This is a genomic window from Cellulosimicrobium cellulans (genome assembly GCF_016907755.1).
Lineage (GTDB): Bacteria > Actinomycetota > Actinomycetes > Actinomycetales > Cellulomonadaceae > Cellulosimicrobium > Cellulosimicrobium cellulans_D.
The window spans coordinates 979,159-1,005,811 of sequence record NZ_JAFBCN010000001.1; the positions used below are offsets into that span (position 1 = coordinate 979,159).

A 26,653-nucleotide genomic window follows, 5' to 3' on the forward strand; every position below is an offset into this window, starting at 1 on the left:
GTCTCCGGTTCGGGAAGGTGGGGCGCTGCGGGCGGGCGGTCACTCGCTGCGCAGCGCGTCGATGGGCGCGAGGCGCGCGGCGCGCACGGCGGGGTAGACGCCGAACACGAGCCCGATGGCGAGCGCGACGGCGATCGAGCCGCCGACCGCCAGGGGTGAGACGACGATCGACGACCCCAGCGCGGCGGGGAGCGTGAGCGCGGCGACGACGCCGAGGAGCGCGCCGACGAGCCCGCCGGTGACGCCGAGGATCGACGCCTCGGTGAGGAACTGGCGGCGGATCGCGCCGGGCGGGGCGCCGAGCGCCTTGCGCAGGCCGATCTCGCGCGTCCGCTCGGTGACGGAGACGAGCATGATGTTCATGACGCCGATGCCGCCGACGAGCAGGGACAGCCCCGCGACCCCGGCGAGCAGGACGGTGAGGGTGCGGTAGACCGACGTCGCGGTGGACACGAGCGAGTCCTGGGAGTCGATCGTGAAGTCGGCCGCGTCCGCGCTGCTCGCGCCGTGCAGCGCGAGGAGCAGGGACTGGGCCTCCTGGTACGCGGCGGAGATCGCGTCGGTGTCGGTCGCCTTGAGGTAGATGGTGCTGACCGAGGTGTCGGTCCCGCCCGTGACCGCCGACGTCATCGCCGTCAGGGACATCACGGCCGTGTCGTCGAGGTTGGTCGACGCGCTCGACCCGGCCGCCTCGAGCACGCCGACGACGTCGAACGTCGTCCCGGCGATGCTCACCGTGCGGCCGACGACGTCCGCCCGGCCGAACAGCTCGGTCGCCGTCTCCGGACCCAGGACGACCTCGTCGGTCGACGCGGGGTCGACGAACTCCCCGGACGCGAGCTCGCGCGAGCGCACCTCGAGCCAGTCGCCCGTGACGCCCGCGACGGTCGTGGTCCAGTTGGCGTCGCCCGCCTCGAGCGACTGCGACGACTCCTTCTCCGCGGTGACGGCGGCGACGTCGGGCACCGCGACCTGCGAGGCGAGGGCCTCGGCGTCGGCGACGGTGAGCGTCGAGGCGGAGCCGAACCCGCCTCGGATCCCCGCGGAGTCCGTGGACGACCCGGGGGTGACGATGAGCAGGTTCGACCCGAGCGCGCTGATGTCCTCGGACACGTCCTTCTGCGTCCCCAGCCCGAGCCCGACCGTGAGGATCACCGCGGCGATCCCGATGAGGATGCCGAGCACCGTGAGCAGCGAGCGCATCGTGTGCGCGCGGATCGCGTGCCACGCCGTGGCGGCGGTCTCCGTCCAGCTCATGCCGCGACCACCCGCTCGTCCGACGTCACGAGGCCGTCGAGCACGCGCACGACCCGCCGGGACCGCTGCGCGACCTCGTGCTCGTGCGTGATGAGGACGATCGTGCGGCCCTGCGCGTGCAGCGCGTCGAGGAGGTCCAGCACGTCCGCTGTCGAGCGCGAGTCGAGGTTGCCCGTCGGCTCGTCGGCGAGGACGAGCGCGGGCTCGCCGACGAGCGCCCGCGCGACGGCGACGCGCTGCTGCTGACCGCCCGAGAGCTGGCCGGGGCGGTGCGCGGTGCGGTCCGCGAGCCCGACGCGCGCGAGCGCCTCCGCGGCCCGGTCGCGGCGCTCCGCCGGGGCGACGCCCCGGTACACGAGCGGGAGCTCGACGTTGCGCAGCGCCGACAGCGACGGCAGCAGGTTGAACTGCTGGAACACGAACCCGATCTGCTCGTTGCGCACGCTCGCGAGGTCCGTCTCGTCCATGTCCGCGACGTCGTCGCCCGCGAGCCGGTACGTGCCCGAGGTGAGCGTGTCGAGGCAGCCGAGCACGTTCATGAGCGTCGACTTGCCCGAGCCCGACGGCCCGACGATCGCCACGTACTCGCCGCGCTCGATCCGCAGGTCGACGCCGCGCAGCGCCTCGAACTCGAGGTCGCCCGTGCGGTAGGTCTTGCGCGCGTCGCGCAGGTCGATGACCGGCGTGGTGTCCGCGGCCGGGTTCGCGGGCCCGACGGCGGTCGTCGCCGCGGTCACGAGTTCCCGCCCTGGCCGGGGCGGGCGCCCAGCTGGGAGGGGTCGAACCCCTCGGGGAATCCCTGTCCGCCGCCCTGCCCGCCCCTCGGAAGCTGCGACGGGTCGAAGCCCTCGGGGAACCCCTGCCCGCCGGTGCCGCCCTGCTCGCCGACCTGCCCCCGGCCCGCGCCGGGCGTGAACGCCGTGTACTGGACGGTGTCCCCCTCGGCGAGACCCGAGACGATCTCGACGGACTGGCCCGACGTCTCGCCCGTCTCGACGACCTGCTCGGACGTGGAGCCGTCGTCGGCCACGAGCGTGACCACGGACGCGCCGTCGTCGTTCGTCGAGACCGCGGCGGCGTGGACGGAGAGCACGTCGGTGCGGCGCTCGGTGACGATCGAGACGTCGACGCTCACGCCGTCGTACAAGCCCTCGGGGCTGCCGGTGACCACGACCGAGACCGGGTACGCGACAGCGCCCTGGGTCGTGGACGGCAGGCGGCCGATCTCGCTCACCGTGCCGAACACGGTGTCGGCGAGGTCGTCCGAGGTCATCTCGACCTGGTCGCCCGTCTCGATCGCCGCGACGTCGGCCTCGCCCACGCTCACGTCGACCGTCCACGCGTCGGTCCCGACGATCGTGAACGCGGCGGTGCCCGAGGCGCTGGACGACGCACCGGACGAGGAACCGGTGCCCGCGGTCCCGGTCGACCCACCGGGCGCGGTGCCGGTGCCGCCCTGCGAGCCCGACCCCGTCGCGCCGGACGAGCCCGACGACGAGCCGACGGTGTCCCCGACGGCGACGCCGACCGACGTCACGAGCCCGGCCGCCGGCGCGGTGAGGGTCGCGTCGGCCATCGCCGCCGCGGCGTCGTCGTACGCCTGCTGCGCGACCGCGACGGCGGACTCGCGCGCCTCGACCGCTGCCCCGGCGGCGTCGCTGCCGTCGTCCGACTCCTGCGCGTCGGCGAGGTCGGCCTGCGCCTGCGCGAGGTCGGCGTTCGCCTGCGCGAGCGCCGCGTCGAGCTGGAGGGTGTCGATGGTGGCGAGCGTCTGGCCCGCCTCGACCGTGTCGCCCGCGGCGACCTCGACCGTCTGCACGGTGCCCGCCGCCGCGAACGACACGTCCTCCTGCACGCTCGGCGTGAGCGTGCCGGTCGTCGTCACGGTCTGCTCGAACGTGGCCGTGGTCGCCTGCGCGGTGACGGGCTGCGCGGCGCCCGCCTCCTGGGCCGACGACGCGCGGGGCCGCAGGACCGTGAGGTACACGACGAGCGCGGCGACGAGGACGACGGCGACCGCGCCGACGACGAGCGCACGACGGCGCGGGCGCGGGCCGCGGAGGCGACGCGCGAGGCGCTCGCGGCGCGTGGCGCCGGTGCCCGGTGACGCCCCGTCGGACGTCGTGCCGTCGCCGGGACCGTCCCCTGGCCCGGGGTCTGTGCCCGTCGCGGTGCCCGTCGAGGTGCCCGTCGTGGGGCCGGGCGGGTCGTCGGGGGAGGTTCCCGTCGGTGCGGTCGCTGACGACCGTGTGCGTTGCTGCAGCACCCTCGTCTCCCTGGCTCGGTGCCGCCCGGGCGGCGGCGGTCGATCGGGAGGCTAGGGAGGCAGGTTGGGGCGAACGTAGCGCGTGGCTGTGCGCAGGCTATGAGCGCACGGCCCGGACGCACCGAACCCGGGGTCGCTCCCCGATCCGGAGGTGGATCGGGGAGCGACCCCGGGTTCGGCGTGGTCAGCCGCGGGTCAGCCGCAGGCCGGCTGGCCGTGCTCCGGCGTCGCGACGGTCTCGCGCTCGTCGGCGGCGTCCGACGGCGCGGCCGTGACCGTCACCTCGCCGTCGGCGTCGCCGCGGACGGCGAACGACTGGTACGCGTTCTTCCCGGGAGCCACGGACGGGAAGCTCTTCGAGCCCCACGGCGTGGCGACCTCGACGTCGAGGCGCGCGTCGTCGTCGTTCACGACCCGCACCGCGACGTACGGCTTGCCGCCGAGGCACCGGACCTCGGCCGTCGCGGTGACCGCCACGCGTGCGGGCGACGACGGGTCGGCCGCGCCGGGCGCGAGCACGCGCAGCGCGGTGAGCCCCGGGTCGCCGTCGGCCCACGCCGTGCTCAGCGCGACGTACCGGGCCGTGCGGTCGACGGCGAGCGTGCCGCGCACGTCGCCCGCGCCGAGGGTGCCGACGTCGGTGAACGTCAGGCCGTCGTCGCTCACGGAGACGACCGACTCCGGCGCCCCGCCGCGCTCCCACGCGGCGACGACGGTGCCGATCTCGCGCGGGGCGCCCAGGTCGGTGACCATGCGGCCGTCCGGTCCGGGGACCCACGCCGTGGCGGCGTCGCCGTCCACGGCGAGCGACGGTGACGTCATGCCCTCGGGCAGCACCGACGCGGGGAACGTGAGGGTGCTCAGCGCGCGGTCCGCGACCGGGAACGGCGTCGCGTCCCGGAACGTGACGCGCGTGCCCGACGCCGTCGCCCCGACCGTGCGGGTCGCGCCCGTCTCGGCGTGACGCAGCTCGACCGGCGCCCCGCCGCCGCTCACGCGGAACGAGCGGGCGTCGTCGACGGCGACGGTGACCCCGACCGGGGTCGCTCCGCCGTGCGCGGCGACCGTCGCGCGGGGCGCGAGGACGACCGCGTCGCCGGCGGGGACGGTGACGGCGAGCGTCGAGGCGTCCGCCCCGACGGTCTGCGTGCCGGCGTACACCGGGACGGCGCCGCCGTCGTGCGGGACGGTGAGCGTCGTCGTGACGTCCGCGCCCGTGAGGTTGAACGCCACGACGTAGCCGTCGACGGCGCTCACGAGCACCGCGGGGTCCTCGGACGTCGGCACGCGGGCCCCGGCCTGGGCGGCGGTCGCCGTGGCGTCGCCCGGGACCATCTCGACGAGCCGGGGACCGGTCGCGCCGTCCGTGAGCCGGACGACGTGGCGCGTGTCGGTCGCGCGCGACACGGTCACCGGCGCGTCGGAGCCGCGCACGACGAACCCGGCCTCGCCCTCGACGTTGAGCCAGTCGCCGTCGCTGCTCAGCACCTGGTCGCCCGTGTACCGGAACGACGCGGCGTCGTGCCACGACTGCCCGTCGAGCGACGTCTGCACGCGGTACTCCTGGCCCGCGGCGACCTCCCAGCCGAGCTGGACCTGGCTCACCGCGGTGGGTGCGCCGAGGTCGACCTGGACCCACGAGTCGGGCTTCGTGCGGTCCGCGACCGACACCGCCCAGCGGGTCGTGGCCGAGCCGTCGGTGACGGCACCGGCCGGGTTCGAGCCGTTGGCGCTCGACGCCGTGGCGGGCTTGCCCGCCGCGACGTCCGACCCGGTCGGGGAGAACGCGCGCAGGTGGTAGAGCGAGTAGCCGTAGGCCGCGTCGCCGCGCACGCCCTGCATGCGGACGTAGCGCGTGGTGACCGGCGCGGGCGCGTCCGCGCCCTCGGGCGTGAGGTCGACGGTGTCGAGGCGGGCCACGTTCACGTCCGCCGGGGCCTTGCCGTAGGCGGTCGCCGTGGTCCAGGTCTGGCCGTCGGTCGACGTCTGGACGAGGTAGCGCGCGCCCGCGCTCGCCTCCCACGCGAACCGCACGCCGCCGACGGTGGTCTCCTCGCCGAGGTCCACCTGGATCCACGAGTCGGGGCGGGTGCGCTCGCCGACCGCGACGGCCCAGCGGGTCGACGGGTTGCCGTCCGTGACGCGCGCGGCCTGCCGGCCGCCCCCGACGTCCTCGCTCGACGCCGTCGCGACCTTGCCGGCCGCGAGGTCGGTCGCCGACCCCTCGTCCGCGCCGTAGGCGTGGAACGCGAACATCGAGTAGCCGTACTGCGGGTGGCCCTGCTGCCCGAGGAGCCGCACGTACCGCGCCGTGACGGGCGCGAACGTGAGGTCGTCGACGCGCGCCGCCTTGGCGTCCGCGGGGTCTGCCGGCCGGGTGACCGGGAGCGTCGCGGTGGTCTCGCCCTCGGCGGTCGTGTAGGTGCGCGACCCGTCGAGCCCGGAGTAGCCGTTCATGTCGAGGTTGCGGACGGACAGGCTCGCGTCCTCCGTGCCCGCGCCGGTCGACGCGTAGACGGCGGCCCCGGTCGGGAGCGTGACCTGGCCCGCGTACCCGCTGCCGACCCGGAACACCGACGACGTGCCCTCGAAGCCGTCGCGCGGCCCGGTGTACGTCGTCACGTGCCGCTCGTCGACGGTCGCGCCGGTGCTGGGGTAGAGGTACGGGGTCGAGCCCGAGACGTGGAAGAGCCACGAGTCGTGCCCCGGGACCCAGGGGAACTTCACGAAGCCCTTGCGGCTCGACGCCGCGGCCCAGGCGTCCGCGGACTGCTGGACCGTCAGCCCGGGGCCGGCGCCGAAGTCGCGCACCCCGGCGAGGCGCTCGAAGAACTCGTCCTGCGGCGTCGGCTCGACAGAGCCCTCGGGCGACTCGGCGGCCTCGACGTGCAGCAGGTAGGAGATGGCGATCTCCGCGCGCGCCTCGGGCTCGTACTTGGGCTCGCCCGAGAACTTCGCGAGCCGGTACACCGGGGCGTACGACTGGTAGTCCGCGAGCGCGGCCGCGAGGTTGGCCTCGGCGCGCGCGGCGTCGGGGTCGCGCAGCACCTGGCCGAGGAACGCCATGGGGATCGCGTCGCGTCCGTAGAGGTACTCGCGGTCGGCGACCATCGGCATGAACGGCTCGCCCGCGTCGGACATGACGAGCTTGATCGACTCCCACAGCTCCGCCGAGTTCGGCTGGTGCGTGAGGATCTCCGGCAGCGGCTCGTCGCGGAGCAGGAAGTGGATCGCGTTGCGCCCGCCGGACCGCCAGATGTCGGACTGGTAGTGCGGGCCGAACGACCCGTGGTTCTCCACGAGGTACGTGTCGTGGATGGTCTGCATGGTGTTCGTCGACACGGCCTTGCCCGCGACGACGGCCGGGTTGTTCTGGTCGGCCGTCGGCTGGCCCGCGGCGTTGCGACCCCAGTCGCCGAGCTGCTCGGCCCAGCGCGCCGCGTCGGGGTCGTCGGGCGCCCACGCGAGGCCGGGGGCGAGCGCCTGCGTGTAGACGCCGACCTCCTCCTGCGCGGTGTCGCCCTCGTGCTTGCCCGTGGGCCAGTCGGCGGTCCAGGAGCCCGACAGCGGGTCCTTGCCGAAGTCGAGGTCGGCCGTGTACTTCGACTGGCCCGTCGCGATGGTCGTGAGGTTCGCCTGCGTCGTCGCGTCGAGCTCGTCCCACAGCAGGGTCCCCGCCGCGAGGAAGTACGACTGGAACGTCGAGTCCCAGAACAGCTTCTTGCCCCAGGTGCCCGCCGGGTCGACGAACCGGTTGCTCGCGGCGTAGTGGCGGATCGTGGCGAGCGTGTGCGCGCGGAGCGTCTCCTCGGGGATGCCCGCGAGCTCGGCGTCGTACTCGCCGTGGGTCAGGAGCACGGCGTTGCCCAGCACGACGGCGAAGTTGAAGTCCTTGAGCTGGTACACCCCGGCCGACGAGTCCCAGACGGTCTCGACCCAGCGGGTGTGGCGCAGCAGCGCGCCGTAGTAGTCGGCGGCCGTCGCGTCGGGGGCACCGAACGCGGGCGCGGCGTCGACCCCCGCCGTGGCGGCCGCAGGGGAGGAGGCTGACGGCGCTCCCTGGGCGACCGCGGGGGTGAGCAGCAGGGCTCCGGCCGTCGCGAGCGCGACGGCGGCGGTGGCGCGGCGTCGTGCGCGGCGTCCTGGTGGCGGGGCGGGTGGGCGGGTCATGGGGCCTCCGGGCGTCGTCGAGCGGCAACGGTGCTGGTGCTCGGGCGGGTGGTGCGGGTGCGGGCGGGGTGGGGTGGTGCGGGTTCGCGCGGGGAGCGCCGGTCCAGGGTCGGACGACCGGCGCCCCCGCGCGGGTCGGGGGGCGCTGCTCAGGCGGGGCGGGGGGTGCTCACGCGGTGCGTTCCTCTCGGTGGTGCGACGTCGCACGTGGTGACGCGAGGTCACCTGACAGCGCTGTCGAGGTGAGTATAGGCGGGGTTCTCCCGGGAGTGAAGGGAGCGCCGCGGACTTCGCCCGGTCGGCCGTCGTGACGACCGACCGGGCGGTCCGCTCAGCCGCAGTCGACGGCGGGCACGTCGACCGCGACCCGGGCGTCCACGGGCTCTCCGCCCAGCTCGCCGTGCGCGGTGACGACCGCGGTCGTCGCCTCGACGGCCCGCGCCCGCGTCGCGAACGACTGGTAGCCGGACGCGCCCGGCGCGACCTCGGAGACCGTGCGCTCGCCGAACGCGGTCGCCAGGTCGAGCGTGAGCCCGACCGGGACGTCCTCGCCGTTGAGCGCGCGCAGGGCGACGTACGCCTTGCCGGCCAGGCACCGCGGCTGCACCTCCACGCGCACGTCGGCGGTGGTGCCGACGACGCCGCCGGACGACCCGACGACGACCCCGCGGTCGGGCACGAGCCGCACGTGGTCGACGTTCACGTTGCCGGTGTCGCCGCGGTCGTAGCGCAGGCCGACGCGCGTCGTGCCCTCGCCCACGGTCACGCGGACCGGCTCCGAGAAGCCCCAGCGCTGCCACCGCTCGGCGTCCTGGCCCAGGTTCGGGAACGGGACCGGCCCGGAGGAGACGCCGTCGACCGTGAGCGAGAGCTGGCGGTCGAGCGGGGCGACGACCATGCCGTTGGCGTAGCGGAAGCTCACCTCGTAGGTGGTCCCCGGCGCGACGCCCGCGACGTCCACGGCGAAGGCCGCACCCTCGCGGGAGAGGGTGCGCACGAAGCCCGTGCCCGTGTAGCCGGGGTGCTCGGTCGTCGTGATCGCGCCCCCGCTCAGCGTCCCGGCCTCGGCCTCGAGCACGAGCTCCTCGCGCTGGGCCGCGACGAGCCCGTCCAAGGTCTCGACGGCTGGCCCGGCAGGCAGGGTGGCGAGCGCACCGGCAGCCCGGGCGAGGGCCCTGCCCACGGCCGCGTCGTCGTCGCGCGTCGCGGCGCGGACCGCGGCGGCCAGCGGTGCGCGGACGGCGGCGGCGTCGCTCTCCGTGAGCTCTCCCGCCCCCTCGGCCGCGTGCAGGTCGGCGAGCACGCGCGGCAGCCCGACCCGCTCGCCGAGCCACGGTGCGACCGCGGCGTCGAGCGTCGCGAGCGCGGGGCCCCCGACCTGCTCGGTCGAGCGCGTGAGCAGGACCGTCCGCACGCTCTGCGCGGCGCGCTGGGCGGCACCCAGGTCCGCGTCGGTCGCTGCCGCGACGAGCGCACCGACGCGCGTCGAGAGCAGCCCCGCCGTCGCGGCGTCGAGGTCGCCGTCCGCGCGAGCGGCGGTCACCAGGGCCTCCAGGGCGGCGCCGTCCGGGTACGGCAGGAGCGCCGCCCGGGCGGGCCCGCCCGACGTGCCGTCCGTCCCGGCGACCGCGAGCTCGTTGTGCTCCGCGTAGGACACGTCGGCCGCGTCGAGCGTGAACGAGAGCTCTCGGGTCTGGCCGCCGCCGACCCGCGCGGTCGTGCCCGCGAGGGTCTCGCCGTCGAGGACGAGATGCGCCTCGGCGACCGTGGTGCCGGCGTTGGCGACCTCGGCCGTGACGCGCACGGTGCCGGTGGCCGGGTCGAACGTGGCCTCCGGCGCGCCGGCGAGGTCGAGGCGGGCGCGCTCGTACGGCGCGAGCCCGGCGAGGTCCTCCGCGGTGGCGGGCCGGAGCCGGACCGCCTGCCCGCCCGCCCCGACGAGCGACACGCTGAGGACGTCGTCCGAGGTCACGAGGGACCGCGTGACCTCGACCGCGGTGGGGTCGCCCTTCCAGCTCGCGTCCTGGGCGTCGGCCCAGACCTCCGCGACGTACGTGACGCCGTCGTCGAGCATGTCCAGCGGGACGTCGAGCGTGCGGTCGACCTCGTCGGTCACGACGCCCACGTACCAGGCGTCGCCGCTGCGGCGGGCGGTCGTCACGTGGTCGCCGATCTGCGCGTCCACGCGCGACTCGTCCCACGTCGCCGGCATCCCGCGCAGGTACTCGAACGCCTCGGGGTGCTTCGCGTAGTTCTCGGGCGTGTCCGCGAGCATCTGGAGCGGGCTGTAGAAGGTCGTGTAGAGCGCGAGCTGGGTGGTGGTGGTCGTCTGCACCCGCGTGTTGAGCTTCGCCGGGTCCCACAGCACGTCGAGCACGCCCGGCGTGTAGTCGGCCGGGCCGCCGATCCAGCGCGTGAACGGCAGGATGGTCGCCTGCTCCGGCGGGTTGCCGTTCGCGCCCATGTAGTTCTGCTGCTCCATGCCCGCGACGCCTTCACCGGTCATCATGTTCGGCCAGGTGCGGTCCTTGCCCGTGGGCTTGATCGCCTCGTGCGCGTTGACGGAGATGCCGTGCCGCGCCGCCGCCTCGACGACGCGCTGGTAGTGCTTGACGGCCTCCTGGTCGTAGTGGCTGCGGTTGACGCCGCCGAGCTGGAAGCGGGTCGCGTAGCCCGTCTTGATCGCGTGGATCCCCCACTCCTCGTACTGGGAGAAGATCCGCTCGAGGTTCTCGTCGTAGTAGTCGACGTAGCCGCGGGTCTCGTTGTGCGCGACGAACCCGACGCCCTTCTCGGCGCCGTAGCGCAGCACCTCGTCGAGGTCGACGTCGGGCATCGGCGTCGTGAAGTCCTGGTTGGTCCAGGAGCCCCCGGCGTTGGTGTTCCAGCCCTCGGCGAGCACGTACCGCGCCCCCGCGTCCGCCGCGAGGTCGATGTAGTCCTTGATCCGGGCCGTCGTCGCGCCGTGCTTGGCGCCCGCGGTCCACGTCGTGTCGCGGCGCTGGAGCTCCCACCACACGCCGGTGTACGTCCCCGCCTCGATCCAGTCGGTCGTGTCGGCGGTGCCGTCGCCGTCGGAGTCGACGTCGCAGACCGCGCACGGCGGGTTGAGGTTCTGGACCAGGTGCGACTCGGCGAGGTCGCCCGCCGCGCGTCCCACCTGCACCGTGCGCCAGGGCGTCACGACGTCCTTCTCGCGCGCGTCGAGCACCGCCTTGGTGCCGTCCGGGAGCGCGATGAGCTCGCTCACCAGGGTCCCGGGCGTCGCCCCGCGGACGAGCGTCATGCTCGCGTAGTCCGTGAGGTCGGCCTCGTGGACGGCGAGGAACAGGTCGTCGCCGCGGGAGAGCGTGAGGGGCGTCTGCGCGTCGGGGACCTCCCCGACCGGGGCCGCCTTGTAGTGCTTCTCGTCCGCGTTCCAGTCCTTGCCGGCGCGGATGAAGTACGCGGTGAGGTCCGCCGGCAGCGCGAACTCGGTCCGCTCCGCGGTCACGACGAACGGTCCGCCCGCGAGCGCGTCCTGGCGGGGCAGGACGTAGCGGAACCCGACGCCGTCGTCGAACACCCGGACCACGACGTCGAGCGCGAGGCCGGAGGAGTGGCGCGCGTGCACGGTCAGCTCGTTCGCGTGGTTGCGCACCGACGAGCTCGTGCCCCACGCGGGGGTCCACGTCTCGTCGACCTCGTCGCGCTCGACGGACTCGACGGTCATCCCGGACGTGAGGTCGACGTCGGGTCCGCGCAGCACCAGGCCGAGGCCGGACGCACCGACGACGGTCGTCGTGCCGTCCCGGACGACGTCGTAGGTGAGGCGCCCGTCGACGACGCCGACCGTGAGGTCGAGGCTGCCGTCGGGCGACGAGACCTCGTGCCCGTCGATCTGGTCGACGGCCGTCGCGGCGGCGAGGGCGGCCGGTGCGCCGGGTGCGGCGAGCGCCGGGGTCGCGGCCCCGACGGGCGCGACCAGCGCGAGCGCGAGGGCGGCGCCGGACAGCAGCCTGCCGCGGCGTCGTCGTGCGGTGGGTGGGGGCGGGGTGGGGTCGTGCGACATGCGGTACACGGGGCTCCTTGAGACGTCGTCGTCCTGGGGACCGTCGGCAGCCCGCGGTGGTGCGCGGGCGCCGCGCGGCGCGGCGGTCGCGGGGTGCGCGACCGCCGTCGTGCGGTGGGTGGTGGTACGACGGAGGGGCGGGCCGGACCTGGTACGACCAGGTCCCGCCCGCCCCCCCCGCGTGCTCGGTCCGACCGGAGGTCAGCCCTTGACCGAGCCGGACATGAGTCCGCCGATGAAGTACTTGCCGAGGATGATGTACACCAGCAGCGTCGGCAGGGACGCGAAGAGCGCACCGGCCATGGACACGCCGTAGTTCTGCAGCAGCGCGCCGTTCGCGAGGTTGTTCAGCGCGAGCGTGACCGGGCCGTTCTGGCTCGAGGAGAAGAACACCGCGAAGAGGAAGTCGTTCCACGACGAGGTGAACTGCCAGATGAGCACGACCACGAAGCTGGGGATCGAGATCGGCAGGATGATCGACCAGTAGGTCCGGAACATCCCGGCGCCGTCGACGCGTGCGGCCTCGATGAGCTCGTGCGGCACCGTCATGTAGTAGTTGCGGAAGATGAGCGTCGTGATCGGGATGCCGTACACGACGTGCAGCAGGATCAGCGACGGCACGCCGCTGGGGATGCCCAGGTCCAGCACGAGCTGGTTGAGCGGGATCATCACGGCCTGGTAGGGGATGAACATCCCGAACAGGATGAGCGTGAAGACGAGGTTCGAACCCTTGAACGACCAGCGCGAGAGCACGAAGCCGTTGAGCGAGCCGAGGAAGGCCGCGATGATCGCGGACGGCACGACCATCTGCAGCGTGCGCAGGATCGCGGGGGACAGCGCGGTCCACGCCGTCTGCCAGTTCTCGAGGGTCCACACCTGGGGCAGCGACCACGCACGGGCGGGCGACGCGTCGCCGGTGCCCTTGAAGCTCGTCACGAGGAGCACGTAGACCGGGATGAGCACGATGATCACGAAGAAGATCAGCGCGGCGTACTTGAGGGTGCGACCCACGGAGAACCGGTTCTTGGGCACCGTGCGGTGCAGGTCGATCGGGCGCCCGGCGGTGTCCGGTGCCGGCGCCGAGGTGGCTACGACGTCGGTCATCGCTTCTCCTGACGGTTGGTGCGGACCAGGTAGGGCACGATGACGACGGCCACGATGATCAGCAGGATCGAGCCGACCGCCGCGGCGTTCGCGTAGTCGAAGCTCGACTTGAACACGTACATGTCGACGGCCGGCACCTTGGTCTGGTAGTTCGCCGGCTTCGAGATCGACATGATCAGGTCGAACGACTTGAGCGACATGTGACCGATGATGATGAGCGCCGAGAGCGCGACCGGCGACAGCTGCGGGAAGAGCACGTGGCGGTAGAGCTTCCACTCGCTGGCGCCGTCCATGCGGGCGGCCTCGCGCAGCTCGTCGGGGATGCCGCGGAACCCGGCGAGGAACAGCGCCATGACGTAGCCGGAGAGCTGCCAGATCGCGGGGATGGCGATGGCCGTGATGCCCCAGGTGACGTTGTTCCACCAGTTGTTCTGGAGGAAGTCGAGCCCGATGATCTGGAACAGCCGGTTCAGGCCGCTCGCCTGCGCGTCCTGGTTCGAGTTGAGGAGCCAGCGCCACACGACGCCGGAGGCGACGAACGACACGGCGAAGGGGAACAGGTAGACCGAGCGGAACAGACCCTCGCCCTTGACGGGCTTGTCCATCATCCACGCCCAGAGGAAGCCCATGACGAGCGTCCCCGCGAGGAACACCACCGTGTAGAGGACGAGGTTCTTCAGCGAGTGCTGGAACGCCTCGCTGCCGAGCAGGTCGAAGTAGTTCTCGAACCAGACGACCACGGACGGCTTCTGTCCCGTGGCCTGCGCGGCGGTGTGGTTGTCCGTGATCGACGTCGTGAAGTTCGCGCCGATCAGTCCGTACACGAACACGCCGACGAGGATCAGCGAGGGGGCGAGCATCAGCAGCGCTGGGCCGGCTCGTCGCAGTGACTTGAGCATGGTGGGTCTTCCCGGTCGTGAGGAGGGGACGCGGCGCGCGAGGGCGACCGACGTCCCGGGGGACGCGTTCCGGTCACGCGGTTCCGCCGCGCGCCGTCGGGAGGGTTCCCGACGACGCGCGGCGGCTCCGGTGGACCGGTGTCAGCCCTGTGCGGCGGCAGCGAGCTCGGACTGGTAGGTCGCGAGGTCGGACCCACCGGACGTGAACTTGCTCGTCGCGTCGGAGATCGCGTTCAGCGTCGCGACCGGGGCGGCGGCGCCGTGCGCGAGCGAGGACACGATCGTGTCGTTGCCGAACGACTCGATCGCCGTCTGCTGGTACTCCGAGAACTCCTTCGGGTCGGCGTCGGTGCGCGCCGGGATGGAGCCCTTGGCCTTGTTGAACGCGACCTGGCCCTCGAGCGAGCCGACGGTCTCGAGCCACGCCTTGGCGCCGTCGGGGTGCGGCGCGCCCACCGGGAGGGTGAACGAGTCGGCGAGGAAGTCGAACACGCCGTCCGTGCCCGGGACGGGGAACGCGGTGAAGTCGGTGCCGAGCGTCTTGCCCTGCTCCTCGAACGCCGCGACGGCCCAGTCGCCCATGACGTTGAACGCGGCGTTGCCGTCGATCACCATCTGGGTCGCCTCGGGCCAGTCGAGCCCGTCACGGTCCGTGTTGGTGTAGCTCATGAGCTTCTCGAAGTCCTCGAGGGCGGCCGTGACCTCGGCGCCCTCCCAGTCGGTCGAGCCGTCCCACAGGCCGTTGTAGCCCTCGGCGCCGAGGTCCGCGAGGAGCACGGTCTCGAGCAGGTTGACCTGGGTCCAGGTCGTCGCGACCGACAGCGGCGTGACGCCCGCGGCCTTGAGCTTGTCGAGGTCCGCCATCCAGGCGTCCAGGTCCGCGTAGGTCGCGGCCGGGTCGACGCCGTTGGCCTCGAGGACCGTCGGGTTGGCCCACACGACGTTCGCGCGGTGGATGTTCGACGGGATCGAGTAGATCGCGCCGTCGTCGGACTTGAGGCGGTCGACGAGGTCGGCCGGGAAGACGTCGTTGAGGCCGAACTCGTCGTACAGCGACGAGACGTCCTCGATCTGCGCGGCGTCGATGTAGTCCTGGAGCTCGGCACCGGCGTGCGCCTGGAACGTGTCCGGCGGGTCCTGCGCCTGCAGGCGGGACTGGAGGAGGTCCTTCGCGGCCGAGCCGGCGCCGCCGGCGACCGCGCCGTTGATGAACTCCACGTCGGGGTGCTGCTCGTTGAAGACGCCGACCAGCGCGTCGAGACCCGCCTTCTCGGAGCCAGCGGCCCACCAGGTGAAGACCTCGACCTCGTCGCCGCCCCCCGAAGCGCCTCCGTCGCCGGTGCCCCCGTCACCGGAACCACCGCCGCTGCACGCGGCGAGTGCGAGACCCACGAGGGCGGCCGTCGCCACCGTCGCGCTCGTCCTGCGATCGATTCGCATCGTGATATCCCTACGCCTTCTTCGGTCGTTGGGGGACCGGAGAGACGACCACGTCGCACCGGCCGGGCGCACCGGCGCGCCCTCGAACCCGCTGCCCATACAACGACCCGACCGGGCTTGATGTCAAGAAATGAACGCAAGCGTCGCTGAATCGTGATCTTCGCGTCAGGTCCTGCACGCAACCTGCGGTTCCGCTGAGTCTGGCCCAGGGTGACAGCGCTGTCCAGTTTGTTCCGGGGATCGGCTCGGCGTCCACGACCCGGCCTGTCCCACCTGGACGGGGGTGCCCCGGCGGTATCCTGACCTGCGTGCGCGCTGACCGGGTGACCCCGGGCTCGCAGACTTCACTGCGTGAGGCCAACCGAGCTCGGATCGTGAGCGCCGTCCAGCAGCGTGGCTCCCTCACGCAGATCGAGCTGGCCGGCGTCACCGGGCTGTCCCCTGCCACCGTCTCCAACATCGTCAAGGAGCTCACCGGTGCGGGGGTGCTGCACACCTCGCCGTCCACGCGCAGCGGCCGCCGCGCGCTCCAGGTCACGCTCGCGCGCAACCTCGGGCTCGTCGCCGGCGTCCACTTCGGCACCCGGTCCATGCGCGTCGCGCTCGCCGACGCGTCCATGCGCGTCCTCGCCGACCAGCGCATGCCGCTCGCCCCCGACCACCGTGCCGACACCGGGCTGCAGCGCGCCGCCCTGCTCGTCGAGGAGATGGTCGCGTCCGTCGACGCCGCCCCCGACGAGCTCCTCGCCGTGGGCGTCGGCGTGCCCGCGCCCGTCGACGTGCGCGCGGGCCGCATCGCCACGGTCGGCATGATGCGCGGCTGGGACGGCGTCGTCGTCCCCGAGGTGCTGGAGGCCGAGCTCGGCGCGCCCGTGACCGTGGACAACGACGCCAACCTCGGCGCGCTCGCCGAGACCCGGTTCGGGGCCGCCGTCGGGCACGACGCCGTCGCGTACCTGCGCGTCTCCCACGGCGTGGGCGGCGGGCTCGTCCTCGGGGGGCGGGTCGTGCACGGGCGCGCGGGCGTCGCGGGCGAGATCGGGCACGTGACGATCGACGAGAACGGCCCGGTGTGCCGGTGCGGCAACCGCGGCTGCCTCGAGATGTACGTCGGCGCCGGCGTCCTGCTGTCCATGCTCTCCGAGAGCCGCGGCCCCCTCACCCTGCGCGACGTCATCGCGCGCGCCCAGGAGGGCGACCCGGGGTGCCGGCGCGTCCTGTTCGACGCCGGCCAGCACCTCGGCGTCGCGGCCGCCAACCTGTGCAACCTCGTCGACCCCGAGATCGTCGTCGTCGGCGGGCAGCTCGCCGAGGCGGGCGAGGCCCTGCTCGGCCCGCTGCGCACGGCGCTCGAGCAGCGCACCGTGCCGAGCACCGCGGGCCCCGTCGAGGTCGTCGCGTCCGAGCTCGGCTCCGCCGCCGAGGTGCGCGGGGCGCTCGCCGTCGCGCTCGACCTCGCGCGCGTCAGCGGGTCGCTGGGGGTGAGCGCATGACCGGGACACCCCCCGCGCCGACCCGGCGCCGTCGGGCCCGCGGCGTCGTGACGACGGCGCTCGCGGCCGTCGTGGTCGCGCTGCTCGCGCTCGCCGGCTGCGCGGCGCCCGACGAGCCGGCGGGGCCGTCGGAGGGGACCATCGGGCTCCTGCTCCCCGAGGCGAAGACCGCGCGGTACGAGACCACCGACCGCCCGACCTTCGTGGGCGTCGTCGAGCGCCGCTGCCCCACGTGCGAGGTCCTGTACGCCAACGCCGCCCAGGACGCCGCGAACCAGCAGCAGCAGGCCGAGTCCATGCTCGCGCGCGGGGCCGACGTGCTCGTCCTCGACGCGGTCGACGCGGTCGCCGCGGTGAGCATCGTCGCCCAGGCGCAGCGGCTCGGGGTGCCGGTCATCGCCTACGATCGCTTCGTCGAGGGCGCGAACTACTACGTCTCGTTCGACAACGAGCTCATCGGGTACCTCATGGGGGAGGCGCTCGTGGGCGCGGTCCTCGACCGCGCCGAGCAGGACCCGCCGGCGCAGGGCCGGCGGCCGGGCGTCCTGCTCGTCCAGGGCTCGCCGACCGACCCGAACGCCGCGGAGCTCGCCGCCGGCGCCCACCGCGCGCTCGAGGGAGAGGACATCGACGTGCTCGCCGAGTACGACACCCCCGACTGGAGCCCCGACAAGGCGACCGAGTGGGTCGAGGGGCAGCTCACGCAGTACACCGGCCGCGTCGACGGCGTCTTCGCGGCGAGCGACGGCATCGCGGGCGGCGCGATCGCCGCGATGAAGGCCGCGGGCCTCGACCCCGTCCCGCCCACCACGGGCCAGGACGGCGAGCTCGCGGCGATCCAGCGCATCGTCTCCGGCGACCAGTACATGACCGTCTACAAGGCGACCGCCCAGCAGGCCCGCACCGCCGCCGAGCTCGCCGTCCGCGTGCTGCGCGGCGAGGACCCGCGCGCGACCGCGAGCATCGACGGCGTCCCGAGCCTCCTCCTCGCGCCGCGCGCGGTCGGGATCGACGACGTGCAGCGCGTCATCGTCGACGGCGGCGTCTACACGGTCGACGAGATCTGCACCCCGTACTACGTCGACGCGTGCGTCGAGGCGGGACTCCTGGAGGCCGCCCCGTGAGCGCGCCCGTCCTGTCCCTGCGCGGGGTCTCCAAGAACTTCGGTGGCGTCCGCGCGCTCGTCGACGTGGACGTCGACGTGCGCGAGCACGAGGTGCTCGCCGTCGTGGGTGACAACGGGGCCGGCAAGTCGACCCTCGCGGGCGTCGTCGCGGGCGCGTTCCGGCCCGACGCGGGCGAGGTCCTGCTCGACGGCGCGCCCGTCGTCCTCGACTCGCCCGCGGCGGCGCGCGCGCACGGCATCGCGGCGGTGTTCCAGCAGCTCGCCCTGGTGGACGACCTCGACGTCGTCGAGAACGTGTTCCTCGGGCAGGAGACGCTGCGCGGCCCGTTCCTCGACGAGATCGCCATGGAGCGCGAGGCGTGGGGGCTGCTCGACCAGCTCGCCGCGACCGTCCCGTCCGTGCGTCAGCCCGTGCGCACCCTGTCCGGCGGGCAGCGCCAGGTGGTCGCCGTGGCGCGGGCGCTGCTCGGCGCGCCGCGCGTGCTCGTCCTCGACGAGCCGACGGCGGCCCTCGGGGTCCGGCAGACGGCCGAGGTGCTCAACCTCATCGAGAAGCTGCGCGAGCGCGGCCACGCCGTCGTGCTCATCAGCCACCAGGCGGGCGACCTGCAGGCCGTCGCGGACCGCATCCTCGTGCTGCGGCTCGGGCGCGTGCACGGCGAGTTCGCAGGCGACACGTCCTACGAGGACCTGCTCGCCGCGATGACCGGAGCGGTCCGGCCCGCGCGGCCGGGCGGCCCGTCGCGGCCGTCGACCGACCCGGGGCGCGAGCGGCGCTCCGGCGGCACCGGGGCGGTGCACCGATGAGCGTCCCCGGCCGCACCTCCGGCGCGGCGCTCGACCGCTCCACCGGCGCGCTGTCCGGCAGCGTCGTCCGGCAGCTGCGCGGCGCCCACCTCGGCATGCTCCCGATCGTCGGCGCGCTGCTGCTCATCTGGGTCGTGCTCGGCGCGATCAACCCCGCGTTCCTCTCGGCGGAGAACCTCGTCAACCTCACGCTCCAGAGCGCGCCCACGGGGATCATCGCGCTCGGGGTCGTCCTCGTGCTGCTCGTCGGCCAGATCGACCTGTCGGTCGGCTCCGTGAGCGGGCTCGCCGCGGCGGTGCTGGCGGTCGGGACCGTCAACCTGGACTGGCCCGTCGGGCTCGCGATCCTCGCGGCGCTCGCGGTGGGCGTCGTGGTCGGCCTCGGGTACGGGCTGCTGTCCACGCGCCTCGGGCTCGCGTCGTTCGTCTTCACCCTGGCCGGGCTGCTCGTCCTCGCGGGCGTGCAGCTCCGGGTGCTGGGCCCGACGGGCTCGATCAACATCCCGTTCGAGTCCTGGCTCGTGCGCACCGTGCAACAGGGCTTCCTCGCTCCGGCCGCCGCCTGGGGGCTCGTGGTCGTGGTCGTGGCCGGGTACGCCGGGCTGCGCGTCGTCGACCACCTGCGCCGCGTGCGCGCGGAGCTGCCGAGCCCGGGGCTGGGCCGGATCGCGATCCGCACCGCCGTCCTCGCCGCGGTCCTCGTCGGCACGGTCGCCTACCTGGGGACCGCGCGCGGGATCGGCTACACGGTCGTGCTGTTCGTCGCGCTCGTCGTGGTGGTGGACGTCCTCCTGCGCCGCACCCGGTGGGGCCGGTCGGTGCGCGCCGTCGGCGGGAACCGGCGCTCCGCGCTCCTCGCGGGCGTCGCGGTGCGGCGGACCGTCGTCTCGTGCTTCGTCGCCTGCTCCACGTTCGCCGCGCTCGGAGGCATCCTCGCGGCCGGGCGCCTCGCCGCCGCGAACCAGGGCACCGGCGCCGCCGACACCTACCTCACGGCGATCGCCGCGGCGGTCATCGGCGGCACGAGCCTGTTCGGCGGGCGCGGGAGCGCGTGGTCCGCGCTGCTCGGCGTGCTGGTCATCCAGTCGATCGCCAACGGCCTCACGCTGCTCAATCTCGACACGGCGACGCGGTACATCGTGACCGGAGCGGTGCTCCTGCTCGCTATCGTCGTCGACATGCTCATCCGCGGTCGACGGGAGGTCTGATGATGGTGATGCAGGGGGAGAGCACGGGCACGCTCCCACCGGGCGGGAGTGCCGCCACGGCGCCGGGCGCCGGGACGGACACCGCGACGGAGGCGGCGGCGCGCCCGCACGCGGGGCGCGGGGGCCGACGGCCGACCCTCGCTTCCGTGGCGGAGGTCGCGGGCGTCAGCCTCAAGACGGCGTCGCGCGTCCTCAACGACGAGCCCAACGTGGCGCCGCAGACGCGGGCCAAGGTGCAGGAGGCCGCGCAGCGGCTCGGGTTCCGCCGCAACGCGGTGGCGGCCGACCTGGCGCGTGGCGGCTCGTCGCGGCTCGTCGGCTTCGTCACCGGCGATCTCGCGAACCCGTTCTACTCCGCGCTCGCGAGCGGGATCGAGCGCGAGCTGCGCCATCACGGGCTCCAGCTCATCACGACGAGCTCCGACGAGGAGCCCGAGCGGGAGCGCTCGCTCACGGAGGCGCTCGTCGAGCGCCGCGTCGGCGCGCTCGTCGTGACGCCCACGTCGACCGACCACTCGTCGCTGCGCCGCGAGCTCGACGACGGCCTGCCGGTCGTGTTCATCGACCGGCCGGCGCAGGGCGTCGACGCGGACACCGTCGTCATCGACAACCGGGGCGGGGTGCGCGACGCCGTCACGCACCTGCTCGCGCACGGGCACCGGCGGATCGCGCTCGTCGGGGACGTCTCGCGGCTGTGGACGTTCCAGGAGCGTCGCGACGAGTTCGTCGCGACGCTGCGCGGCGCGGGCGTCGAGGACCCGTCGCGCTACGTGCGCGACGGCGCCCACGACGCCGAGCTCGCGCGCGCGTTCGTGGCGGAGCTGCTGGCCCTGCCGGAACCCCCGACGGCGTTCGTCACCGCGAACAACAAGATCACCGTCGGCGCGCTCCACGCGCTGCGCGACCGCGTGTCCGCAGGCGGGCAGGCGGACGTCGCGCTCGTGGGCTTCGACGACTTCGAGCTCGCGGACCTGCTGAACGTGACCGTCGTGGGGTACGACGTCGTCGAGATGGGGCGGCAGGCCGCCTCGCTCGCGGTGTCGCGGGCGGAGAACCCGGAGCTCGCCCCGCGCCTCGTCGTGGTGCCCACGCGGCTCGTCGTGCGCGGCACGGGTGAGGTTCCCGGTCCCGGGGCCTAGCGCTGCCGGGTTCCTAGCGGTGCGACGGTGCCCCGTGCGGACGTCCTGCGCGGACGCCGCGCGGGGTGCTGCGTCGACGACGGCCGAGAGCGTCGGGCCCTGCGCGCCGCTCGCGCTCGGGGCTCCGAACGCGTTGACAAAGAGCGCCGCTCCCACATATGTTCAGGTCGCCCCTGACAACGCTTCCCCCCTGCGCGTTGTCAGGGGCACCCCTGCAGCCTGACAGCGCTGTCAGTTGATCGAAGGAGATCGAGAGCATGACCAGACCCCTCCCGCCCGGACGCGCGGCCGCCGCGCGCTCCGGGAGCGGCCGCGCGAGGCCCCTCGGCCTCGCGCTCGCCGCGGCACTCACCGTCCCTCTCGCAGTTCCTCTCGCAGCCCCGGCGGGGGCCCTCACAGCGGCTCCCGCCGCCGCCGCGGAGCCCGGGGACTTCTCGTCGTCCTTCGAGTCGGGAGACCCGGCCGCGCTCGCCACCACGGTGGCCGAGCGCGACGGCGCCCCCTGGCAGGCGAACGTCGGGTCGTTCACGAGCGGCCTCCCCGGCAGCGTGCTCGGGAAGCTCAAGGCCGTCACGGCGAGCGCCCAGAACCTGCCGAACGAGGGCGCCGCGAACCTCGCGGACGGCAGCTCCGGCACCAAGTGGCTCGCGTTCGCGTCGACCGGCTGGGTCCGGTACGAGTTCACGGAGCCGGTCTCGTTCGTCGCCTACTCGATGACGTCGGGCGACGACTCGGCGGGCCGTGACCCGAAGACCTGGACGATCGAGGGCTCGAACGACGGCTCCACGTGGACCCCGCTCGACCAGCGCACCGACGAGGACTTCCCGAACCGCCAGCAGACCCGCAGCTTCGAGCTCGACGAGCCCACCGAGGCGTACACCTACCTGCGCCTCAACGTGACCGCGAACTCCGGCGACAGCATCGTGCAGCTCGCCGGGTGGGACCTCTCGGGCGACCTGAGCGCCGGCCCCTCCGCCGCGCCCATGAACACCAAGGTCGGCACCGGCCCGCGCGTGAACTTCACCAACAAGGCGGGCGTCGGGTTCTCCGGCCTGCACTCGCTGCGGTACGACGGCTCGCACCTCGCCGACGGCGAGACCTACGCGACCAACGTGCTCTACGACGACGTGGACGTCGTCGTCGGCGAGGACACCCGCCTGAGCTACACGATCTTCCCCGAGCTGCTCGACGACCTCCAGTACCCGTCGACGTACGCGTCCGTGGACGTGCTGTTCACCGACGGCACCTACCTGTCCGACCTCGGCGCGCGCGACGCGCACGAGACGGTCGCGACGGCCCAGGCGCAGGGCGAGGGCAAGATCCTCTACGCCGACCAGTGGAACTCCGTGCGGATCGACCTCGGCGACGTCGCCGCGGGCAAGACCGTCGACCAGGTCCTGCTGGGCTACGACAACCCGGGCGGCCACGCGGGCACCAAGTTCGCGGGCTGGCTCGACGACGTCGCGATCACGGCGGAGCCGGCGACGATCGACGGGTCGAGCCTCGCCAACTACGTGGACACGCGCCGCGGCACGCTCGCGTCGGGCAGCTTCTCGCGCGGGAACAACATCCCGGCGACGGCGACGCCGAACGGCTTCAACTTCTGGACGCCGTACACCAACGCGTCCTCGCAGAGCTGGCTGTACGAGTACCACAAGGCCAACAACGCCAACAACAAGCCCGTCCTCCAGGGCTTCGGGATCTCGCACGAGCCGAGCCCCTGGATGGGCGACCGCAACCAGCTCACGTTCCTCCCGTCGACGGCGTCCGGGACGCCCGACGCCACGCTCTCGACGCGCGGGCTCGAGTTCGACCACGCGGACGAGACGGCGCGCCCGGACTACTACGGGGTCACGTTCACCAACGGGTCCGCGATCGAGGCGACGCCCACCGACCACGGTGCCGTGCTCCGCTTCAGCTACCCCGGTGCCAAGGGCCACGTGCTCGTGGACAAGGTGGACGGCTCGTCCAAGCTCACGTACGACCAGGCCACGGGGACGATCTCCGGCTGGGTCGAGAACGGCTCGGGCCTGTCCGTGGGCCGTACGCGCATGTTCGTCGCCGGCACCTTCGACCGTAGTCCGACGGCGGTCGGGACGGCGGCGGGCAACCGCGCGGACGCGCGCTTCGCGACCTTCGACACGTCGTCCGACAAGACGGTCGAGCTGCGCGTCGCGACGTCGTTCATCAGCCTCGACCAGGCGCGCAAGAACCTCGACCTGGAGGTGACGGGCAAGACCTTCACCGAGGTCAAGGCCGCCGCCGCGCAGGCGTGGAACGACCGCCTGGGCGTCATCGAGGTCGAGGGCGCGAGCGAGGACCAGCTCGTCACGCTGTACTCCAACCTCTACCGCCTCAACCTGTACCCGAACTCGCAGTTCGAGAACACGGGCACGGCGCAGGCGCCGGCGTACAAGTACGCGAGCCCGGTCTCCGCGACCACCGGCTCCGCGACGGACACGCAGACGAACGCCAAGATCGTCGACGGCAAGATCTACGTGAACAACGGGTTCTGGGACACGTACCGCACGGCCTGGCCGGCGTACTCGCTCCTCTACCCGGAGCTCGCGGGCGAGCTCATCGACGGGTTCGTCCAGCAGTACCGCGACGGCGGCTGGATCGCGCGCTGGTCCTCCCCGGGCTACGCCGACCTCATGACGGGCACGAGCTCCGACGTCGCGTTCGCGGACGCGTACCTCAAGGGCTCGCTCCCGACGGACTCCGCGCTCGAGGCGTACGACGCCGCGCTGCGCAACGCGTCCGTCGCGCCGCCGAACAACGCCGTGGGCCGCAAGGGCCTGCAGACGTCGCCGTTCCTCGGGTTCACCCCGGAGTCCACGCACGAGTCCGTGTCGTGGGGCCTGGAGGGCCTGGTCAACGACTTCGGCATCGGCAACATGGCGGCCGCCCTCGCGGAGGACCCGGCCACGCCGGACGAGCGCCGCGAGGCGCTGCGCGAGGAGTCCGCGTACTTCCTCGAGCGCGCCACGCACTACGTCGAGCTGTTCGACCCCGAGGTCGACTTCTTCGTGCCGCGGCACGAGGACGGCACGTGGGCCGTCGACCCGGAGACCTACAACCCCGAGGCCTGGGGCGGCGGGTACACCGAGACGAGCGGCTGGAACTTCGCGTTCCACGCGCCGCAGGACGGCCAGGGCCTGGCGAACCTCTACGGCGGCAAGCAGGGCCTCGAGGACAAGCTCGACCTGTTCTTCTCCACCCCGGAGAAGGGCGCCGGCAACGGCGGCATCCACGAGCAGCGCGAGGCGCGCGACGTGCGCATGGGCATGTGGGGCATGAGCAACCAGGTGTCGCACCACATCCCGTGGCTGTACGACGCCGCGGGCGCGCCCTCGAAGGCTCAGGAGAAGGTCCGTGAGGTCACCCGCCGCCTGTTCGTGGGCAGCGAGATCGGCCAGGGCTACCCGGGCGACGAGGACAACGGCGAGATGTCGTCGTGGTGGATCTTCGCCTCGCTCGGCTTCTACCCGCTCCAGGTCGGCTCCGACCAGTACGCGGTCGGCTCGCCGCTCTTCGACAAGGCGACCGTGCACCTGCCGGACGGCGACCTCGTGGTCAACGCCGAGAACAACTCGGTGGACAACGTCTACGTGCAGTCCCTCGCGGTGGACGGCGAGGCCCGCACCTCGACGTCGCTCTCCCAGGCCGACCTCTCGGGCGGCGCGACGCTGGACTTCGTCATGGGTCCGGAGCCGTCCGACTGGGGCACCGGCGAGGACGACGCCCCGCCGTCGCTCACGGAGGGCGACGAGCCCCCGGCACCGGTCCAGGACGCGACGACGTCGGGTCTCGGCACGACGACCGTCGCCGACGGTGACGCGACCACGAGCGCCGCGGCGCTGACGGACAACACGTCCGGCACGCGCACGACGTTCGCCACCACGACCCCGGCCATCACCTGGGCGGGCAACGGCATCCGGCCGACGGTGGAGTCGTACACGCTGACCTCCGGGGCGAGCGGGACGGCGTCGCCGTCCGCGTGGACCCTCGAGGGCTCGGACGACGGCGAGACCTGGACGACGCTCGACGAGCGGTCCGGCGAGCAGTTCCGCTGGGCGCTCCAGACGCGGCCGTTCACGGTCGCGGAGCCGACGGCGTTCGCGCAGTACCGCGTGAGCGTCACCGCAACCTCCGGATCGGGCGCGCTGTCGCTCGCCGAGGTCGAGCTCCTGGCCGACCCGAAGGCCTCCGGCGCCGAGGAGCTGACGCTCTCGGCCGCCCCGGACCGCGACACGGTCACCGGGCGCGAGGTCTCGGGCTCGTTCGCGACCCTCACCGGGGTCGAGGGCGACGCGTCGGCGCTCGACGTGCAGGTCGCGTTCGGCGACGGCTCCGAGCCGGTCGCGGGCTCGCTCCAGGCGGGCGCGTTCGGCGGGTACGCGGTGAACGCCGCGCACTCGTGGACCGCCCCGGGCGTCTACCCGGTGACCGTCACGGTCTCGGGCGAGGGGATCGAGCCCGTCTCGGCCTCCTCGTACGTCACGGTCTCGCTCCTGCGTGAGGGTTCGCTGCTCGGTGCGTACGACAACGTCTGCATCGGCGACCTCGGCACGACCGTCGGCTCGTGCGACGGCCAGGGCGTCTTCTTCGACCGGGCCCAGCTCGCGGCGAAGGGCTTCGTCCAGGGCCAGCGTGCGACCGTGCCCGGCACCGACCTCGCGTTCGACGTCCCGGCGATCCCCGCCGGCCAGCCGGACAACGCGACGGGCGACGGCCAGACCATCGAGCTCGAGGTCCCCGCGGACGCCGAGCAGCTCTCGGTGATCGGCACGGGCACGGAGAAGAACCAGCAGGCCCAGGGCGTGCTGACCTTCGACGACGGCTCGTCGCAGCCCATCGACCTGAGCTTCGGCGACTGGTCGGGCGCGGCGCGCAACCCGGTGTTCGGCAACATCCCCGTCGCGGTCACGGACAACCGCCTGCGCGGCGGCAGCCCGCAGACCGGCACCCCCGCGGCGTTCTTCGCGACGGCGCCGATCACGCTCCCCGAGGGCAAGCGGGCCGTGAGCCTCACGCTCCCGGACCAGCCGGGCGAGCTCTCGCGCGACGGCCGCATCCACGTGGTCGCGGTCGCGCACGACGGCACGTTCGCCGAGCACCCCGCGCTCGAGGTGACGGCCGCGGACGGCGTGACCCTCGCCGTCGGGCAGTCGACGGACGCGGTGCTCGCCCAGGTGACCGGCGGCCGCGAGGGCGCCGAGCTCCGCGCGGCGGTCACGTGGGGCGACGGCTCCGACGTCGCGGCGGGCACGGTGACGGACGGGTCGGTCTCCGGCTCGCACGCCTACGCGGCGCCCGGGACGTACACCGCGTACGTCGTGGTCGACGACGGCTGGACCAGCCAGGTGGTCGAGGTCCCGGTGACCGTGACCGAGGGCCAGCCGACGCTCGCGATCGACGTCACGGTGAGCACGCGCTGCCTCGCCGGCAAGGCGTACGTCGCGGTCCGTGCGGAGAACGGCGAGGACGCGCCCGTCGCGATCCGGCTCGTCACGCCGTTCGGCACCAAGGAGTTCGCGGCCGTCGCGCCGGGGGCCAACGCCTACCAGTCGTTCGCGACGCGGGCGACGTCGGTCGAGGCCGGCACGGTCACCGTCGAGGCGACCCGTGGAGACCAGGGGGTGACGGCGTCGATCACGGCGGACTACGCGGCCGTGACCTGCGGCTGAACC

The 26,653-nt window shown here is 73.7% G+C and carries 14 protein-coding genes; 6 read left to right on the top strand and 8 right to left on the bottom strand.

The genetic code is table 11. The features are described from left to right. Positions 1-39 precede the first annotated feature (39 nt). From JOE63_RS04270 to JOE63_RS04305, 8 genes are all read right to left on the bottom strand, one after another. Positions 40-1,257: an ABC transporter permease gene (locus JOE63_RS04270; protein ID WP_204539419.1), complete on the bottom strand. Its 1,218-nt coding sequence runs from the start codon at positions 1,255-1,257 to the stop codon at positions 40-42. After that, complete coding sequence (locus tag JOE63_RS04275) at positions 1,254-1,994, bottom strand: ABC transporter ATP-binding protein (protein WP_204539422.1); 741 nt, start codon at positions 1,992-1,994, stop codon at positions 1,254-1,256. Before JOE63_RS04275 ends, JOE63_RS04270 begins: the two co-directional genes overlap by 4 nt. Continuing rightward, positions 1,991-3,523 carry an efflux RND transporter periplasmic adaptor subunit gene (locus tag JOE63_RS04280; protein ID WP_307839926.1) on the bottom strand — a complete coding sequence of 511 codons (1,533 nt, stop codon included), beginning with the start codon at positions 3,521-3,523 and terminating at the stop codon, positions 1,991-1,993. The genes JOE63_RS04275 and JOE63_RS04280 overlap by 4 nt, the downstream gene beginning before the upstream one ends. A gap of 195 nt (positions 3,524-3,718) precedes the next feature. Next, the gene (locus JOE63_RS04285) at positions 3,719-7,693 is read right to left on the bottom strand and encodes a discoidin domain-containing protein (RefSeq protein ID WP_087470889.1); all 3,975 of its coding nucleotides are present in this window, start codon (positions 7,691-7,693) and stop codon (positions 3,719-3,721) included. A gap of 331 nt (positions 7,694-8,024) precedes the next feature. After that, on the bottom strand, positions 8,025-11,744 hold the full coding sequence (locus JOE63_RS04290) for a glycoside hydrolase family 97 catalytic domain-containing protein (RefSeq protein ID WP_239577164.1): 3,720 nt from the start codon (positions 11,742-11,744) through the stop codon (positions 8,025-8,027). Between the two features lie 201 nt (positions 11,745-11,945). Then, the gene (locus JOE63_RS04295) at positions 11,946-12,848 is read right to left on the bottom strand and encodes a carbohydrate ABC transporter permease (RefSeq protein ID WP_087470891.1); all 903 of its coding nucleotides are present in this window, start codon (positions 12,846-12,848) and stop codon (positions 11,946-11,948) included. Beyond that, positions 12,845-13,747 (bottom strand): carbohydrate ABC transporter permease, encoded by a 903-nt coding sequence (locus JOE63_RS04300; protein ID WP_087470892.1) that lies wholly within the window; start codon positions 13,745-13,747, stop codon positions 12,845-12,847. The genes JOE63_RS04295 and JOE63_RS04300 overlap by 4 nt, the downstream gene beginning before the upstream one ends. Before the next feature lie 141 nt (positions 13,748-13,888). Beyond that, entirely contained in the window at positions 13,889-15,187 is a 1,299-nt protein-coding gene (locus tag JOE63_RS04305; protein WP_204539428.1) for an ABC transporter substrate-binding protein, read from the bottom strand. 374 nt (positions 15,188-15,561) lie between these two features. Here JOE63_RS04305 and JOE63_RS04310 point away from each other — a divergent pair, with 374 nt between their 5' ends. The 6 genes from JOE63_RS04310 to JOE63_RS04335 all read left to right on the top strand — a co-directional run bounded on the left by JOE63_RS04310 (position 15,562) and on the right by JOE63_RS04335 (position 26,650). Further along, positions 15,562-16,680: an ROK family transcriptional regulator gene (locus tag JOE63_RS04310; RefSeq protein ID WP_204539431.1), complete on the top strand. Its 1,119-nt coding sequence runs from the start codon at positions 15,562-15,564 to the stop codon at positions 16,678-16,680. Then, positions 16,677-17,804, top strand: coding sequence for a substrate-binding domain-containing protein (locus tag JOE63_RS04315; protein WP_204539434.1), 1,128 nt, complete (start codon positions 16,677-16,679; stop codon positions 17,802-17,804). The genes JOE63_RS04310 and JOE63_RS04315 overlap by 4 nt, the downstream gene beginning before the upstream one ends. After that, complete coding sequence (locus tag JOE63_RS04320) at positions 17,801-18,613, top strand: ATP-binding cassette domain-containing protein (protein WP_204539437.1); 813 nt, start codon at positions 17,801-17,803, stop codon at positions 18,611-18,613. The genes JOE63_RS04315 and JOE63_RS04320 overlap by 4 nt, the downstream gene beginning before the upstream one ends. Then, positions 18,610-19,821 (top strand): sugar ABC transporter permease, encoded by a 1,212-nt coding sequence (locus tag JOE63_RS04325; RefSeq protein ID WP_087470896.1) that lies wholly within the window; start codon positions 18,610-18,612, stop codon positions 19,819-19,821. The genes JOE63_RS04320 and JOE63_RS04325 overlap by 4 nt, the downstream gene beginning before the upstream one ends. Before the next feature lie 146 nt (positions 19,822-19,967). Next, positions 19,968-20,960, top strand: coding sequence for a LacI family DNA-binding transcriptional regulator (locus tag JOE63_RS04330; RefSeq protein ID WP_204539440.1), 993 nt, complete (start codon positions 19,968-19,970; stop codon positions 20,958-20,960). A gap of 257 nt (positions 20,961-21,217) precedes the next feature. Beyond that, the gene (locus JOE63_RS04335) at positions 21,218-26,650 is read left to right on the top strand and encodes a GH92 family glycosyl hydrolase (RefSeq protein WP_204539443.1); all 5,433 of its coding nucleotides are present in this window, start codon (positions 21,218-21,220) and stop codon (positions 26,648-26,650) included. Positions 26,651-26,653: the final 3 nt, after the last annotated feature.

Bases quoted from the DNA above. Each gene is read 5' to 3' on its own strand.
- JOE63_RS04315 (WP_204539434.1), top strand. From the start codon at position 16,677: ATGACCGGGACACCCCCCGCGCCGACCCGGCGCCGTCGGGCCCGCGGC.
- JOE63_RS04290 (WP_239577164.1), bottom strand. From the start codon at position 11,744: ATGTCGCACGACCCCACCCCGCCCCCACCCACCGCACGACGACGCCGC.
- JOE63_RS04325 (WP_087470896.1), top strand. From the start codon at position 18,610: ATGAGCGTCCCCGGCCGCACCTCCGGCGCGGCGCTCGACCGCTCCACC.
- JOE63_RS04295 (WP_087470891.1), bottom strand. From the start codon at position 12,848: ATGACCGACGTCGTAGCCACCTCGGCGCCGGCACCGGACACCGCCGGG.
- JOE63_RS04305 (WP_204539428.1), bottom strand. From the start codon at position 15,187: ATGCGAATCGATCGCAGGACGAGCGCGACGGTGGCGACGGCCGCCCTC.
- JOE63_RS04285 (WP_087470889.1), bottom strand. From the start codon at position 7,693: ATGACCCGCCCACCCGCCCCGCCACCAGGACGCCGCGCACGACGCCGC.
- JOE63_RS04270 (WP_204539419.1), bottom strand. From the start codon at position 1,257: ATGAGCTGGACGGAGACCGCCGCCACGGCGTGGCACGCGATCCGCGCG.
- JOE63_RS04300 (WP_087470892.1), bottom strand. From the start codon at position 13,747: ATGCTCAAGTCACTGCGACGAGCCGGCCCAGCGCTGCTGATGCTCGCC.
- JOE63_RS04335 (WP_204539443.1), top strand. From the start codon at position 21,218: ATGACCAGACCCCTCCCGCCCGGACGCGCGGCCGCCGCGCGCTCCGGG.